General features: G+C 44.3%; 10 protein-coding genes and 1 riboswitch. Of the genes, 7 read left to right on the forward strand and 3 right to left on the reverse strand.

What is annotated here, in order from left to right:
- Positions 1–48: 48 nt before the first annotated feature.
- Positions 49–2295 (reverse strand): phosphoenolpyruvate--protein phosphotransferase, encoded by a 2247-nt coding sequence (gene ptsP / locus PR766_RS06780; RefSeq protein WP_036968839.1) that lies wholly within the window; start codon positions 2293–2295, stop codon positions 49–51.
- Positions 2296–2299: 4 nt separating this feature from the next.
- Positions 2300–2833, reverse strand: a complete 534-nt coding sequence (rppH, locus tag PR766_RS06785; RefSeq protein ID WP_006659219.1) for an RNA pyrophosphohydrolase — start codon at positions 2831–2833, stop codon at positions 2300–2302.
- 113 nt (positions 2834–2946) lie between these two features.
- Positions 2947–3039: riboswitch (TPP riboswitch) on the forward strand.
- 62 nt (positions 3040–3101) lie between these two features.
- Here rppH and thiB point away from each other — a divergent pair.
- The 6 genes from thiB to rluA all read left to right on the forward strand — a co-directional run bounded on the left by thiB (position 3102) and on the right by rluA (position 12940).
- Positions 3102–4106 (forward strand): thiamine ABC transporter substrate binding subunit, encoded by a 1005-nt coding sequence (gene thiB, locus PR766_RS06790; RefSeq protein WP_006662966.1) that lies wholly within the window; start codon positions 3102–3104, stop codon positions 4104–4106.
- Complete coding sequence (gene thiP / locus PR766_RS06795; RefSeq protein ID WP_154636121.1) at positions 4082–5686, forward strand: thiamine/thiamine pyrophosphate ABC transporter permease ThiP; 1605 nt, start codon at positions 4082–4084, stop codon at positions 5684–5686. The genes thiB and thiP overlap by 25 nt, the downstream gene beginning before the upstream one ends.
- Entirely contained in the window at positions 5679–6389 is a 711-nt protein-coding gene (gene thiQ, locus PR766_RS06800; RefSeq protein ID WP_006659216.1) for a thiamine ABC transporter ATP-binding protein ThiQ, read from the forward strand. The genes thiP and thiQ overlap by 8 nt, the downstream gene beginning before the upstream one ends.
- A 62-nt stretch (positions 6390–6451) precedes the next feature.
- Positions 6452–8803, forward strand: a complete 2352-nt coding sequence (locus PR766_RS06805) for a DNA polymerase II (protein ID WP_006662965.1) — start codon at positions 6452–6454, stop codon at positions 8801–8803.
- A 333-nt stretch (positions 8804–9136) separates the two neighbouring features.
- Positions 9137–12043 (forward strand): RNA polymerase-associated protein RapA, encoded by a 2907-nt coding sequence (rapA, locus tag PR766_RS06810; protein ID WP_036968829.1) that lies wholly within the window; start codon positions 9137–9139, stop codon positions 12041–12043.
- A gap of 246 nt (positions 12044–12289) precedes the next feature.
- Positions 12290–12940 carry a bifunctional tRNA pseudouridine(32) synthase/23S rRNA pseudouridine(746) synthase RluA gene (gene rluA / locus PR766_RS06815; RefSeq protein ID WP_006659213.1) on the forward strand — a complete coding sequence of 217 codons (651 nt, stop codon included), beginning with the start codon at positions 12290–12292 and terminating at the stop codon, positions 12938–12940.
- A gap of 140 nt (positions 12941–13080) precedes the next feature.
- On the opposite strand, the gene djlA is transcribed toward rluA, so the two are convergent.
- On the reverse strand, positions 13081–13896 hold the full coding sequence (gene djlA, locus PR766_RS06820) for a co-chaperone DjlA (protein WP_006659212.1): 816 nt from the start codon (positions 13894–13896) through the stop codon (positions 13081–13083).
- A 204-nt stretch (positions 13897–14100) separates the two neighbouring features.
- Between djlA and lptD the strand changes: the two genes are divergently transcribed.
- Positions 14101–16470, forward strand: a complete 2370-nt coding sequence (gene lptD, locus PR766_RS06825; RefSeq protein WP_179897103.1) for an LPS assembly protein LptD — start codon at positions 14101–14103, stop codon at positions 16468–16470.
- The last annotated feature ends 28 nt before the right edge of the window (positions 16471–16498 follow it).

Genomic DNA, 16498 nt, shown 5'->3' on the forward strand with positions numbered 1-16498 from the left:
AGGTTATTGTCAGCATATAATTACATATTAATAACATAGAAGATCAAATTAGATCCCGCCACGCACAAACCCACCGAGTCCATTTTTTTCCATGAACTCACTGATTTTGTGTCGGACATTTTCACTCGTTTCTGCCGAAAGCAGTTCAGGTACTAATTCAGACATCAATAGAGGATCAAGCTGGCGAATTAAATACTTCATGCGAGGCACACTACGCCCACTCATACTTAAACTTCGATAGCCTAAAGCCATTAGCACCATCGCGCTTAATGGTTGACCCGCCATTTCACCGCACACACTGATTGGTAAACCAATACGCTGACATTCGGTATGAACCAGGGATAAAAAGCGAACCACCGCAGGGTGCAGGTTATCATAGAGTGCCGCTACATGAGTGTTATTACGGTCAACTGCAAGTAAATATTGTGTAAAGTCATTGGTACCAATAGAAATAAAATCAACACGTTGTTTTAGCTCTGGCAGCAAAAACAATAACGAAGGTACTTCCAGCATGACGCCTATTGGCGGTAAATTAATTGGTTTACCAAGCTGTTGGCTGACTTCATTTCGGGCGCGATTAATCAAGCCAATCGCTTCATCCACCTCATTAATGCTGGTGATCATCGGCAGCAAAATACGCAAATTCCCCGTATCTTGGTTCGCTCGCAACATAGCTCGTAACTGGATCAAAAATATCTCAGGTTGATCCAACATCACTCGGATCCCACGCCAGCCTAAACATGGATTCTCTTCACTAATCGGCATATAGGGCAGCTGTTTGTCCGCCCCAATGTCCAACGTTCTTAGCACAACCGGTTTGGTTGAAAACAGTTGCAATACTTCACGATATAACTGCTTCTGCTCATCTTCTGAGGGAAAGCCATTGTGCAGCATAAATGGCAGCTCAGTACGGTATAACCCGACTCCGTCAACACCATCATGAATTTGTTGTTCATAACGCGGACTCAGCCCAGCGTTAAGGCAAATATCCACATGCTCGCCATTTTTCAGTATGGCGTCTTGGGAAAGTGTTCCTTCCGCTAATCGGCTAAGGTCATTTTCTTCTTCGATGATTTGCTGATATTCCTGAGCGATAAAATTTTCAGGTTCAATAAATACTTCACCACGATACCCATCCAAAATCAGATGACGATTGTGTAATAACGAAGGCTCAATATCCGCCCCCATAATGGCTGGGATCCCCATTGCGCGGATCAAAATCGCCGAGTGTGAATGTGTTGCACCATCGCGAACAATCACTCCTGCCAATTGCTCAAGCGGTAACTCAGCAAGAACACTGGCACTCAACTCATCCGCAACCAAAATAAAACGATCTGGCCATTGACTAGTGGGAGTCTGAGAGTCATCCAGATGAAACAATAAACGTTGCCCTAACGTCCGAAGATCCGAGCCGCGCTCTCTTAAATAAAGATCTCTCAGGCGAGAGAACTGCAAGGCATAATCTTCGATAACTGTTTTGACGGCCCACTCTGCCACTGCGCCTTGATTGATCGCCGTAAACAATCGTTTTTTCAGTTGGGGATCGCTAAGCAAGTGGTTATACAGATCAAAAATGGCAGCGCTCTCTTTGGATGAACTTGCCATAAAACGTTTGCTGATCCGGCGAAATTCCGCAGCGGCACTTTCCAGTGCAACAACCAAACGCTGGCGTTCTTCATCAATATTTAATGTGGTGGCTTGGCATATGCTATCTAAAGATGGCTGGGAAGTATCTTGCCAACCATATGCCATTGAAATTCCTTGTGAAACAGGAATGGCTTTAAAGCGATTTTGACGATATTGGCCAAAAATACCTTTGGTCTGTGCTTGAGATAAAATCACCGCTAACTGCATAGATAGCGTCACCATAAAGGACTCTTCGGTTTCGCTAAATAACCGCTTTTCTCGTTGCTGAACGACCAGCACACCCAGTAGCTGACGTCGATAAACCACAGGCACACCAAGAAATGCCTTGAGCTGCTCTTCTTTAATTTGAGGGAGATATTTGAATTGAGGGTGTTCACGAATGTCCGCGAGATTCAGCATTTCAGATTGTCGACCGACAGCGCCAACAACCCCTTCGTCAAATCCTAGACGAATAGCAATCCCGCTAGGCTTTTTCAGCCCGCGGGTTGCCATTAGGTAATAACATTGACGAGGATGATCTGCTAAATAAATCGAGCACACATCTGTGCGCATCGCTTTGCAGGTTTCATTGACCAAAACTTCAAGCGCTTGGGTCAAGCTGGTCGCCATCGCGACCTTTTCGACAATGTCACGTAAACGCGTCAACATAGGCTTATTTGACTCCGCGCCTACGATTATTAAAAACAGGTCGTTGTGGTAATTTTTGTTCCTGCAAAGGCATAACCACGGGGGCGAATTCCTTCATAACACGCCGATAAACTTCGCGTTTAAAAGAAACCACTTGCCTAACAGGATACCAATAACTGACCCACCGCCAGCCGTCAAATTCTGGCGATTTACTGCGCTGCACATTTATATCGGCGTCATTACATTGGAGTTGAAGTAAAAACCAACGTTGTTTCTGTCCAATACAAACAGGTTTTGTATCCCAACGCACCAAACGCTTAGGTAATTTGTAGCGTAACCAATTACGGGTAGATGCAAGTAACCTGACATCTTTACGCTGTAGTCCGACTTCCTCGTATAACTCACGATACATCGCTTGTTCTGGCGATTCCCCAGGGTTAATCCCACCTTGAGGAAATTGCCAAGAATGCTGACCATAACGGCGAGCCCATAAGACTTGACCTTGCCGATTACAAATTACAATTCCTACATTCGGGCGGTAGCCATCATCATCGATCACTAGACTACCTCAATAACCAAATTTGAAAGATGCCTAATTGTTTCACACATACCTAAACTGGTAAACCTATATCAATACAGTTTGCAGATATGTCTGAAGTAACTACAATAGTCTGCGTCTCAACGGGGTGCCAATTTGGGCTGAGAAATAACCCGTAGAACCTGATCCGGCTAATACCGGCGTAGGGATTTGAGCTGCCGTCTACAAATTATTGTATCGGTCCCCCCTCAAATCCTGTGTGTTTTTTATGATTTACGCAGGAATTACAATGACTAAAAATAAGCTATTTACCTCTATCATTGCATTAACCACCTTAAGTTTTGCAACGTTAGCCTCAGCCGAGAAACCAACGCTGACTGTCTATACCTATGATTCTTTTGCCGCTGAGTGGGGTCCAGGTCCACAAATTAAAAAGAATTTCGAAGCCCAATGTGATTGTGAATTGAAATTAGTTTCATTAGGTGATGGTGTTGCGCTACTCAACCGCCTGCGTATGGAAGGTGCTAAAAGCAAAGCTGACGTTATCTTAGGTTTAGATAACAACTTGCTTGATTCCGCAGAAAAAACAGGATTATTCGCCGCTGCAGATATCAAAACTGATGCCCTCAAATTACCTATCGAATGGAATAGCAAAACATTCATTCCTTACGACTATGGCTACTTCGCGTTCATCTACGATACCAATAAAATTAAGCAGCCACCGAAAAGCATGAATGAGCTGCTTGATAGCAAAAATAATTGGAAAATCATTTATCAAGATCCTCGCACCAGCACCCCTGGCTTAGGGTTAATGTTGTGGGTTGAAAAAATCTACGGTGAAAAATCTGCCGATGCATGGAAAAAAATGGCAGACAAAACGCTCACGGTCACGAAAGGCTGGAGTGAATCTTATGGATTATTCTTGAAAGGCGAAGGTGATTTTGTTCTTAGCTATACCGCCTCTCCAGGCTACCAGATTCTGAATGATAAGAAAGATAACTACGCTGCGGCTCTGTTTGATGAAGGGCATTATATGCAAGTCGAGGTAGCAGCTAGATTGAAGCACAGCCCGCAGCCTGAGCTCGCAAAACAGTTTTTACAGTTTATGTTAACGCCAGAATTCCAAAACACATTACCCACAACTAACTGGATGTATCCGGTGATCGATATACCGCTACCTGAAGTGTATAACGTGTTGCCATTACCGAAAAAGTCATTGCAATTTAGTGCTCAAGAAGTGGCTAAAGAACGTCAAGCATGGACTCGTTTATGGCAAACCGCCGTCAGTCGTTAATCAACTTAACTTTATTACCGGGGGCGCTTGCCTCCGGTTTATTGCTTGTCGTTGCTTTGCTCGCATTTGGGGCTCTGTGGTTTTTCGCACCTGAAATTTCGCTCAAAGAAATCGTTGAAGATGATTACCTCTGGCATGTCATCGGTTTTACGTTTTTGCAGGCACTGCTTTCCGCGATTTTTTCCATTATTCCCGCTATTTTTCTTGCAAGAGCCCTTTACCGCCGGCGGTTCTGGGGACGAACGCTCTTCCTCCGCCTATGCGCTATGACTCTCGTTTTACCCGTATTGGTGGCTGTTTTTGGTATTTTATCGGTATATGGGCAAACCGGATGGCTTGCAAAACTGTGCCAATGGCTAGGATTTGAATACCAATTCTCGCCTTATGGATTACGTGGCATTTTGTTGGCTCATATCTTTTTCAATATGCCACTCGCCACCCGAATGCTATTACAATCGCTTGAAAATATTGCTATTGAGCAACGACAAAGCGCAGCTCAACTTGGATTTAATGAGTGGCAACAATTCGCTATTTTGGAATGGCCCTATTTGCGCCGCCAGATGTTACCGACTGGCGCCTTAATTTTTATGTTGTGCTTTGCCAGTTTTGCGACAGTACTTGCTTTGGGAGGCGGTCCAGCAGCGACAACTATCGAGTTAGCGATTTATCAAGCGCTTAGCTATGACTTTGATTTAGGACGAGCCACATTGCTCGCCTTGATTCAGCTTGGCTGCTGCGTGGGCTTAATGTTAATTTGCCAGCACATTAATCATGCATTCTCAATTGGCTTTAGTCATCAAAATCAGTGGTTTGACCCTGCCGATAACCTATTTCGTCGCTTGCGCGATTTGCTTGTGATTGCTGCCGCCCTCCTCCTATTAATCCCGCCCTTATTAGCGGTTATTGTCGATGGACTAAATAGTCAACTACTGGACGTCCTCCAGCAATCAGCCTTATGGCAAGCAACATCAACATCACTGTTTATCGCACTTTTCGCAGGAGTGATATGTGTCATCCTCACGCTAATGCTGCTTTGGAGTAGCCGAGAACTACGACTGAGAAATGCACTAAAACTTGGACAAGCGATTGAACTCAGCGGTCTCATCATTCTCGCGATGCCTGGGATTGTTCTGGCAACTGGCTTTTTCATTTTTTTCAATGAAACCATTGGTATCCCTGAGACTCCTTATCCGCTCGTGATCATGACAAATGCCTTACTTGCGATCCCTTATGCCCTAAAAGTGCTTGATAACCCTACGCGGGATTTGGCTCAACGTTATAATCCATTGTGTCAATCTTTGGAAATTACAGGCTTTAACCGATTTAAAATTATTGAGTTACGCGCGCTACGTAAACCTATCGCTCAAGCATTAGCGTTTGCTTGTGTTATTTCAATCGGGGATTTTGGCGTCGTCGCCCTGTTTGGTAATGAAGCGTTTCGCACTCTACCTTACTATCTTTATCAGCAAATAGGCGCTTATCGTACTCATGACGGTGCTGTCACCGCGATGCTATTGCTGTTACTTTGTTTTTGCCTGTTCAGCTTACTTGAGAGATTATCGGGAAAGACTCATGATTGAATTAAAAAACCTAGATTATCAATACGATAGTCTGAACATGCACTTTGATTTCATAGTCGCTTCAGGAGAAAGAGTCGCGATCATGGGACCGAGCGGCGCAGGCAAGAGTACCCTACTTAGCCTAATTAGTGGATTTCAGTATCCTCGCCATGGCACTATCACGTTAAATGGCGAAAATCATACTTTGACACCCCCTGCGAAGCGCCCTGTCTCCATGCTATTCCAAGAAAATAATCTCTTTGCCCACCTCACGGTTAGGCAAAATATTGGGTTAGGCTTACAACCTAGTTTGCGCCTTAATCAACTGCAAATGACTGAAGTTGAACAGATGGCACAACACGTCAGCTTAACTGAATGTTTGGATAGAACACCGGCGCAGTTATCGGGTGGTCAACGTCAACGTGCAGCGCTTGCTCGCTGTTTAATTCGCAACCAACCTATTTTATTGTTAGATGAGCCATTTTCTGCCTTAGATCCCGCTTTACGCAATGAAATGCTGCAATTACTCAATGACATTTGCGTTAATAAATCCATCACGTTATTGATGGTCTCTCATAGTATTGAAGACTCGCTACAAATCGCCCCTCGTAGCTTAGTGATTGCCGATGGCGCAATTGTGTATGACGGCGATACTGAAACACTGTTACAAGGCAAAACCGATGCTTCTGCATTATTAGGCATTTCTAATTATCTCGATAAATAACACTGTATAAATCCCCACCATTCGCGTATATTAATTGCAGATTATTTACGCGAGTTTCCTTTATGCCTCCATCCAATGCCCCCGCTGAAAAAGGCTTTATTCTTAGCCGCCATTGGCGAGATACCCGCTACGGTATCGAGGTCAGCTATTGGCTACTTACCGATAATCAACCGCAAAAAGTCATTGTTCCTTATCAACAAGCCGTCGGTTTTTTACCCGAATCTAAACTGCCCCTTGTACGCCATTTATTTGAAGGGCAAGCTGATATTAGCTATCGCCCCGTTGAGCTTCGGGATTTTAAACGCGAAAAAGTGTATGCCATTTACTGTCAGCAATATCGCCAGTTACAAAATTTGGACAAAAATTGCCAAGCGCTAGGTGTCGAGTTATTAGAAACTGATATTCGCCCTTGTGAACGTTATTTAATGGAGCGCTTTATTACCGCTCCCGTGTGGTTTTCTCGAAATCATCAAGGAAAATATCAACTTAAACCTTGTGACGGTTATCGACCAACATTACGCGCTGTATCCCTTGATATTGAAACTAGCCAGCATGGGGAGCTTTACTCAATTGGGTTAGCTGGCTGTGGTGATAATGTCGTGTTTATGCTGGGGCCTGAACAAGGTCCAGCCCTCAACAATGAACATCGGCTAGTGTACGCAAACAGTCGCCCTCAGTTACTCGAACAATTAAACGACTGGATTCAGCAATATGATCCTGACGCCATTATCGGTTGGAATTTAATTCAATTTGATTTGCAAGTGTTACAAAAACACGCAGAGCGTTATGGCATTCCACTTTTATTAGGTCGGCAAGGGAAAAAGCTTGAATGGCGAGAACACGGTTTTAAGCAAGGGGTGTTTTTTGCCTCCGCTGAAGGTCGCTTAATTATTGATGGTATTGATGCGTTAAAATCGGCAACATGGAGTTTCAGTTCATTCAGTTTGGAATCCGTTGCCCAGCAATTGCTTGGTGAAGGAAAGGCAATTGATACTCCCTATGATCGGATGGATGAAATTAACCGCCGCTTTGCTCACGATAAACCCGCCCTCGCCCATTACAATATTCAAGACTGTATTTTGGTGCATCGCATCTTTGAAAAAACCGATTTAATGGCATTCTTGCAAGAACGCTCTACAGTCACAGGGCTCGCCGCCGATCGCATGGGAGGCTCAGTCGCCGCCTTTTCCCATTTATATATTCCTCGGCTACACCGCTTAGGGTTTGTTGCCCCTACGCTCTCTGAGCAAAAATTTCAGCTCAATCCCGGCGGATTTGTCATGGACTCCCAACCTGGTTTGTATGACTCTGTTTTGGTGCTTGATTATAAAAGCCTATATCCCTCAATTATTCGCACCTTTTTGATTGACCCTGCAGGCATGATTGAAGGGCTGGCTCATCCTGAACCTGAGCATTCTGTTGAAGGATTTCGTGGGGCATGGTTTTCCCGCACTACGCACTGTTTACCTGATATTGTCAGCCATATTTGGCAAGGTCGAGATAAAGCTAAACAACAAAAAAATGCCCCTCTATCCCAAGCACTCAAAATCATTATGAATGCATTTGCAGGGGTTTTAGGTGCCGATGGATGTCGCTTTTTTGATCCTAGATTAACCGCTTCAATTACGATGCGTGGTCATGAAATCATGCGCATTACGAAGCAATTAATTGAATCTCAAGGCTATCAGGTAATCTATGGGGATACAGATTCCACCTTTGTTTGGCTAAGGGATCCTCACACAGATGAACAAGCGCAAAAAGTCGGTTATCAATTGCGAGATCATGTTAATAATTGGTGGAAACAACATCTTAAAGAAGAGTGGCAACTCGATGGTGTTCTCGAACTTGAATATGAAACCCACTATCGACGCTTTTTGATGCCAACGATCCGCGGAACTGACCAAGGCAGTAAAAAACGCTATGCAGGTTTAAGCCAAGATACCATGGTTTTTAAAGGGTTAGAGACTATCCGCTCTGATTGGACGCCTCTCGCTCAAAATTTCCAAAAAGAGTTGTATACCCGTATTTTTTATCGTCAGCCTTATCGAGAGTTTATTAACGATTATATTCGTGCCATTCGTTCTGGAGAATATGACAATCGCTTGATTTATCGTAAACGCCTGCGTCGTAAATTGTCCGATTATCAGCGTAATGTTCCCCCTCACGTAAGAGCTGCACGACAGGCGGATGAATACAATTTAAAATTACAGCGCCCTTTGCAGTATCAAAATGGGGGTTGGATCAGCTACATTATTACCCAAGCGGGTCCTGAACCGCTTGAAACTGTGACGGCTAAACCCGATTATGAGCACTATATTCTCAAACAAATCAAGCCTATCGCCGATGGGATTCTCCCTTTTCTGCAAGATGATTTCGATACCATTTTGACAGGGCAAATTAATCTTTTGTTTTAAAGCCTAACGAGCAGCGAGAATTGTACAATTCTTATTACAATTGCCGCATTTTTAACAGGTGACGATAAGCGAATGTTGAATTAATATAACGCCCCTTTGATATCTCGACCTGTTATACGCACAGCTTGGCGAGAAAATCGGCTATACTCATCATAATTCGAGCAACGCGACTCGAAAGAGAAAAGAGCTATAATTGCCAAACGGCAAAACGATTAAAAAATTTCGCATCACCCTTGGTATATAACCGTTATATCAACACTGGGCAAAGACACCGATTAGTTGTCTTAAACATCTAAAAATAAACAATCAAAATTATGGAATTAAATTAAACCTATGCCATTTACTCTTGGTCAACGCTGGATCAGCGACACAGAAAGCGAACTTGGGTTAGGCGCCGTCGTGGCTATTGATGCCCGTATGGTGACGTTGCTTTTCCCTGCAACAGGGGAAAACAGACTGTATTCACGAAGTGATGCGCCCATCACCCGAGTGATGTTCAACGAAGGTGATACCATCACCAGTCACGAAGGTTGGCAGCTACAAGTTGAAAGTATTCAAGAAGACAAAGGGTTACTGACCTATACCGGAACGCGCTTAGACACCCAAGAAGCGGATGTCAGTTTGAGAGAGGTTTTCCTCGATAGCAAATTGACGTTTAATAAGCCACAAGACAGGCTGTTCGCGGGTCAAATCGATCGTATGGATCGCTTCGCTCTGCGTTTTCGCGCACGTAAATTCCAAAGCGAACAAGTTAAACACCAAGCCACTGGCTTACGTGGTATCCGCGCAAGTTTAATCCCTCATCAGCTGCATATTGCTAACGAAGTAGGTAAACGTCATCATCCGCGCGTTTTACTGGCAGACGAAGTGGGCTTAGGAAAAACAATCGAAGCGGGTATGATTATCCATCAACAATTGATGGCGGGTCGTGCTGAGCGCGTCTTAGTGATTGTACCGGATAGCTTGCAGCACCAATGGCTAGTCGAAATGCTGCGCCGCTTTAATTTACGCTTTTCCCTATTTGATGATAGCCGCTACAGTGAAGCGCAACATGATAGCGATAATCCATTTGAAACTGAGCAGTTAGTGCTGTGTTCTTTGGATTTTGTTCGCCGTAATAAACAGCGCTTTGACCAACTCGTTGACGCAGGTTGGGATATGATGGTGGTTGATGAAGCTCATCACCTGCAATGGAGCGAAACCGCCCCAAGCCGTGAATATCAAGTCATTGAAACGTTAGCGGAACATGTTCCATCTGTGTTGCTATTAACCGCAACCCCTGAGCAGCTTGGTCAAGAGAGTCACTTTGCGCGTTTGCGCCTCCTCGATCCTAGCCGTTTCCACGACTACCAAGAGTTTTTAGCTGAGCAAGAAAACTATCGCCCTGTCGCAGATGCGGTTTCACTGCTGCTGTCCGGCGATAAATTAACGAACGATCAGCAAAATATACTGAACGAACTCATTAAAGAACAAGATATTGAGCCGTTACTAAAAGCTGCGAATCTTGAAGGTGATGATAGCCAAGCCGCTCGCCAAGAACTGATCCACATGCTGATGGACAGACACGGTACTAGCCGCCTGTTATTTAGAAACACCCGTAATGGTGTCAAAGGCTTCCCACGCCGTGAATTGCATTCTTTAAAAATGCCACTGCCAACTCAATACCAAACGGCAATCAAAGTCGCTGGCATTATGGGCACGAAAAAGGATGTGGAAACTCGCGCAAAAGAGATGCTGTATCCAGAACAAATCTACCAAGAATTTGAAGGCGAAAACGCCACTTGGTGGAACTTTGACCCTCGTGTTGAATGGCTGATGGGCTTCTTAACCGCGAATCGCCACGAAAAAGTACTGGTTATCTGTGCTAAAGCTGCCACCGCATTGCAACTTGAGCAAGTTCTGCGTGAACGTGAAGGGATCCGCGCCGCGGTATTCCACGAAGGTTTATCGCTGTTAGAGCGTGACCGAGCTGCTGCCTACTTTGCTTCACAAGAAGAGGGGGCACAGGTTTTACTGTGTTCAGAAATTGGCTCCGAAGGCCGTAACTTCCAATTTGCTAACCAATTAGTGATGTTTGATCTGCCATTCAACCCTGACCTACTTGAGCAGCGTATTGGGCGTTTGGATCGTATTGGTCAAAGCCGCGATATCGTCATCAACGTGCCGTACTTAGAAAATACTGCGCAATCTGTGTTGATCCGCTGGTACCACGAAGGGTTAGATGCATTCGAGCATACTTGCCCAACGGGTCGTACTATTTACGACAAATACTATCAGCAACTGCTGCAATTTATGGCAGAGCCAACTATCACTGACGGGTTTGATGAATTTATCAAAAACTGCCGTGAAGAACACGATGCACTGAAAGCCCAGTTAGAGCAAGGTCGCGACCGATTGCTGGAAATGCACTCAAATGGTGGTGATGCGGGTAATCAACTAGCCGAAGAAATTGGCGAAGGAGATAACGAAACTGAGTTAGTCAACTTTGCGTTGAACTTGTTTGATATCGTAGGCATCAATCAAGAAGATAAGAGCGATAACTTAATTATCCTCACGCCATCAGATCATATGTTAGTCCCTGATTTCCCAGGATTACCACAAGATGGTTGCACCATCACCTTTGATCGTGAGCAGGCTCTTTCGCGCGAAGATACACAGTTTATTAGTTGGGAGCACCCAATTATTCGTAACGGTTTGGACTTAGTGTTATCGGGTGATACCGGTAGCTGTGCCGTGTCTGTTTTGAAAAATAAAGCATTGCCAGTCGGTACATTACTGACCGAATTGATTTATGTGGTTGAAGCTCAAGCCCCTAAACAACTGCAAATCAGTCGTTTTCTACCCGCAACGCCAGTACGTTTATTAATTGATTTAAAAGGTAATAACCTCTCTTCACAAGTGGAATTCGAGAGCTTTAACCGCCAATTAAATGCAATTAACCGTCATATGGCGAGCAAGTTAGTCAATGCGGTACAAAACGAAGTGCATTCAGTGCTACGACTCTCTGAACCAATGATTGAGAAAGAAGCTAAATCTATTATTGAGAATGCGAAAGAAGCGGCCGATAAAGCTCTAACTCTTGAGCTGTCACGTTTAGAAGCACTGAAAGCGGTTAACCCGAATATCCGTGATGAAGAACTCGACATTATCGAAGAAGAACGTCGCCAATTGATGACCAATATCAACCAAGCATCATGGCGCCTCGATGCTATTCGCCTCGTGGTTGTCACGCATCAGTAGAGAATGTAGCTCGGCACTAGCGGTGCTGGCTGATAGCAGCCAACACCGCTACAGCGTGAAGAGTGAAGGATAAAAAGTAGGTATTTATAGTTTGGCTTTTGACTTTATCTCTCTATTATTAGCCAAAATTATTCGCGTTGTAGCTAGGCGGCAAACGAAGATATCCCTAGGAGCATACTCAAGTATGTGACTAGGGTAGCTAAGAGCTGCCAATACCGCTACAGCGTGAAGAATGAAGGATAAAAAATGTTACCCTATAATCCGCCAACAGACCCTTGGCTATATGTCCTTTACCAAGATGAACATATCATCGTAGTAAACAAGCCTAGCGGTCTGCTTTCAGTGCCAGGGAAAGCCCCTGAGCACCATGACAGCATTATGAGCCGTATTCAGCGAGATCACCCTGCTGCTGAATCTGTTCACCGTTTGGATATGGCAACCAGCGGAGTAATGGTGGTTGCGCTGCACAAAGCCGCTGAGCGGGAACTCAAACGCCAATTTCGAGAGCGTGAGCCCAAAAAACACTATGTTGCGCGCGTATGGGGTCATTTAGAAAAGCCCGAAGGTTTGGTGGATTTACCACTAATTTGTGATTGGCCGAATCGCCCTAAGCAGAAAGTCTGTTTTGAAACGGGTAAATCAGCACAAACCGAATACCTTGTTCTGGAATATGAAGAGCAAGCCACACGAGTTAAACTTTCCCCCATTACTGGGCGATCGCATCAATTACGTGTGCACATGTTGGCACTGGGGCATCCAATCCTTGGGGATAGATTCTATGCTCATGAAGAAGCATTAGCATTGGCGCCACGTTTGCAGTTACATGCTCAGGAGCTCTATATCACACATCCAGAGTATGGTACGCCAATGCATTTTACTTGCCAGCCAGACTTCTAACTGTCGCGTCGAATATCCCTAATCACGCAGACTACCGCAAGGTCATGCCGATTGAATAAATCCCTAGGCACGTAGATAACTGCGTAACTAGGGAATCCTGCGAAGCCAATAACACCGAAGTACAAAATATAGTGGGGAAATTATTTGAAGCCTCGTTCTTTTTTGACTAGATCATAAGCTGCTTGAATTGACTGCGCTTTTTGCTTAGCAATCTCCATCATTTCCGGCGGTAACCCTTTTGCTACCAGCTTATCCGGATGGTGTTCACTCATCAGCTTACGATATGCGCGCTTAATTTTTGTCGGCTCATCATCCACAGCGACACCAAGCACCTTGCAAGCATCTTCCAGCGTCGGTCCATTATTTTGCTGATAGTATCCCCCAGACTGCTGTTGAGAGTAACCATGACCAAACTGACGACCGCTTTGAATCATACTCAAGAACTGTTCGAATTGAACTTGGGAAATGCCGAGCTCTTCTGCAATGATTAACAGCACTTTCTTTTCATTCGGATGCAATGAACCATCGGCAAAAGCAGCTTGCAGTTGAATTTCCAGAAACATCTGAATTAGGTCATGCCGACCATAACATGCCATACGCAATTGCTTTAAAACATCACGTAGTGGAAACTCTGGCGATTTCCCTTCTCTAAAGGCTTGCTGAGCCGCTTTACGCGTTTCCCCATGCAGTTGCATTCTATCCATCAAATTCGACGCTAACTGAATGTCTGTCTCAGTAACACGCCCTTTCGACTTGGTTAAATGCCCTAGTATTTGGAAGGTACTCGCGAAGAAAATAATTTGTCTATCGCGCTTATTGATGGAGCTGGCGAACTTACGTTGAGCCGAGGCTTTATCAAAACCGTGTCCAATGAGTAAGCCTGCTAGTGCTCCCCAAAACCCTAAACCGGAGACAATAGCGAGTATCACCCCAATAATTTTACCCCAATAGTGCATATATCCCTCAATTCTTCAATGCTCAGAATGCAATTTTGCATTATCATACTATCCATTCTGCTTTTGTGCATAACGATAAAGAGCCTAACAAGTTGCTAACAACGAACGCCACAGTTTTGATATTATGCTGGCGAAAACGGATTGGCTAAGATAGTCTTTGAGCGTTTGCCGACTGTGCCCATTTGACGGACTCCTTATTTAATGATGAAAAAAAGTTATCCCACAATAATCGCCACCATGGTATGGGCGGCTATTTATAGCCAGCAAGCACATGCTGATCTTGCAGCACAATGTATGCTTGGGGTGCCTGTTTATGACAAACCGCTGGTCACTGGCGACTCCAATAGTTTACCGATTGAAATTCAAGCTAACGATGTCACTGGGGAATACCCTAATTTTGTCGAATATACAGGCAATGTTGATATTCAACAGGGTAACCAAACTCTCACCGCAGATAAGGTCAAACTGACGCAAACCCAAAAAAACGGTGAAGAACCTGTTCGTGAAGTGACGGCAACGGGTAACGTTCATTATGATGACCCTCAGATTATCCTGAAGGGACCTTCCGCATGGTCGAATTTAGATAACAAAAATACTGATGTTGATGACGGTAACTACATGATGGTAGGTCGTCAGGGTCGCGGTGAAGCGAAAAAAATGAAAATGCGAGGTGAAAACCGCTATTCCATTATGGAAAACGGAACCTTCACCAGCTGTTTACCGGGAAGTAATACCTGGAGCGTTGCAGGCTCTGAAGTCATTATTGACCGTGAAGAAGAAGTGGCTGAGATTTGGCATGCACGCTTCCGTATTGCGGATGTCCCTGTATTTTATAGTCCATATATGCAGCTACCAATTGGTAGTAAACGTCGTTCTGGTTTCTTGATCCCGATGGGAAGCTATTCAAATAATGACGGGCTGGAATTCACACTCCCGTATTATTGGAACATTGCCCCGAATTACGATGCTACTATCACACCACAGTTTATGACTCACCGTGGCGTTAAATTAAATAACGAATTCCGTTATTTAATTACACCTGGTACAGGCACCATAGCTTTCGATTTTATCAACCATGACCGTGCTTATATAAAAGATAAAGAGAATGGTAAACGAGATGCACGTGACAGCGATGACCGTTGGTTATTCTACTGGCGTCATTCAGGCACCTTTGCTCAACACTGGAACTTTGGTGCAGATTATACCAAGGTAAGTGACCGCCAATACTTTACTGATTTTAGCTCTCAGTACGGTAGTACCACCGATGGTTATGCCACGCAAAAATTTAATGTCGGCTATTCAGATACAAACTGGAATATGAAAGTATCTCATAAACAATTCCAAGTCTTCGTTGATGACCCCAACCGCCGTGCATATAAAGCTGAGCCACAAATCGATTTTAACTATTATCAAAATAACGTCGGTATGTTGGATTTCCATACCTATGCACAAGCAGCCCGCTTTACCAGTGTAGGTGAAAATAACCCAGATGCGACGCGTTTGCATATCGAGCCGGAAGTCAGCATGCCGCTGTCCAATGGCTGGGCTCAGATGAATAACAGCATTAAATTAATGGCAACCCATTACGACCAAGATATTCCTGATGTAAGACAAGACAGCGGCTTAGACAAAAATGTCACCCGCGTACTGCCAATGTTCAAGAGTGATGCAAAGGTCGTTTTTGAACGTAACCTATATCAAGGCAGTGATTTTGTTCAAACCTTAGAACCGCGCGTCCAATACTTATATATTCCGTACAAAGATCAGGACAATATCAATAACTACGACTCCGCACTCTTACAGTCTGACTATACTGGTCTGTTCCGTGACCGTATTTACAGTGGCTTAGACCGTATTGCCTCTGCAAACCAGTTCACCACCGGTGTCACCACCCGTATTTATGATGAAAACTTAGCTGAGAGATTTAATTTCTCCGTCGGGCAAATTTACTATTTAGAACGTCCTCGCGCAGGTAATTCAAATCTGAAAATTGATGACAAGAGTGATACCGGTTCATTAATGTGGGCAACCGATGCCATGTGGCATATTGATGAAAACTGGGGTATTCGTGGTGGTTTACAATATGACCGTCGCCTCGGCAGTGTCACTATGGGAAATGCGGTTACTGAATATCGCTTTGATGCCGATAGACTGATTCAGCTGAATTACCGCTTTGTTGACCGTGACTATATCCAAGCCACGTTCCGTCGTGAAGATACCGCTGGTGGCTATACTTATACACTCCCTGAATACCAACAAGGTATTTCACAAGTTGGTACCGTGGTTAGCTGGCCGTTAAGTGACAACTGGGGCTTTGTGGGCTCTTACTATTATGATACCAAGCAGCAACAATCAGCGAGCCAGCTCGTCGGATTACAATACAATGCGTGCTGTTGGGCAGTCAATTTAGGGTATGAACGTAAGATTGTCGGTTGGCAGAAAGAGAAGTTTAACAGCGAATATGACAACAAATGGTCAATTAATGTGGAACTTAGAGGCCTAAATAACAATCATAGTTTAGGTAGTCAGGAGATGTTGAAACAAGGTATTATTCCTTATCAACGTGCTTTCTGATAATAAACAACATAACGATCACGATTAG

The organism is Providencia sp. PROV208, assembly GCF_028479465.1.
GTDB classification, from domain to species: Bacteria; Pseudomonadota; Gammaproteobacteria; order Enterobacterales; family Enterobacteriaceae; genus Providencia; species Providencia alcalifaciens.

Coding starts and splice junctions, on each gene's coding strand:
- ptsP (WP_036968839.1), bottom strand. CDS start 2,295: ATGTTGACGCGTTTACGTGACATTGTCGAAAAGGTCGCGATGGCGACC.
- thiB (WP_006662966.1), top strand. CDS start 3,102: ATGACTAAAAATAAGCTATTTACCTCTATCATTGCATTAACCACCTTA.
- thiP (WP_154636121.1), top strand. CDS start 4,082: ATGGCAAACCGCCGTCAGTCGTTAATCAACTTAACTTTATTACCGGGG.
- thiQ (WP_006659216.1), top strand. CDS start 5,679: ATGATTGAATTAAAAAACCTAGATTATCAATACGATAGTCTGAACATG.
- PR766_RS06805 (WP_006662965.1), top strand. CDS start 6,452: ATGCCTCCATCCAATGCCCCCGCTGAAAAAGGCTTTATTCTTAGCCGC.
- rapA (WP_036968829.1), top strand. CDS start 9,137: ATGCCATTTACTCTTGGTCAACGCTGGATCAGCGACACAGAAAGCGAA.
- rluA (WP_006659213.1), top strand. CDS start 12,290: ATGTTACCCTATAATCCGCCAACAGACCCTTGGCTATATGTCCTTTAC.
- djlA (WP_006659212.1), bottom strand. CDS start 13,896: ATGCACTATTGGGGTAAAATTATTGGGGTGATACTCGCTATTGTCTCC.
- lptD (WP_179897103.1), top strand. CDS start 14,101: ATGAAAAAAAGTTATCCCACAATAATCGCCACCATGGTATGGGCGGCT.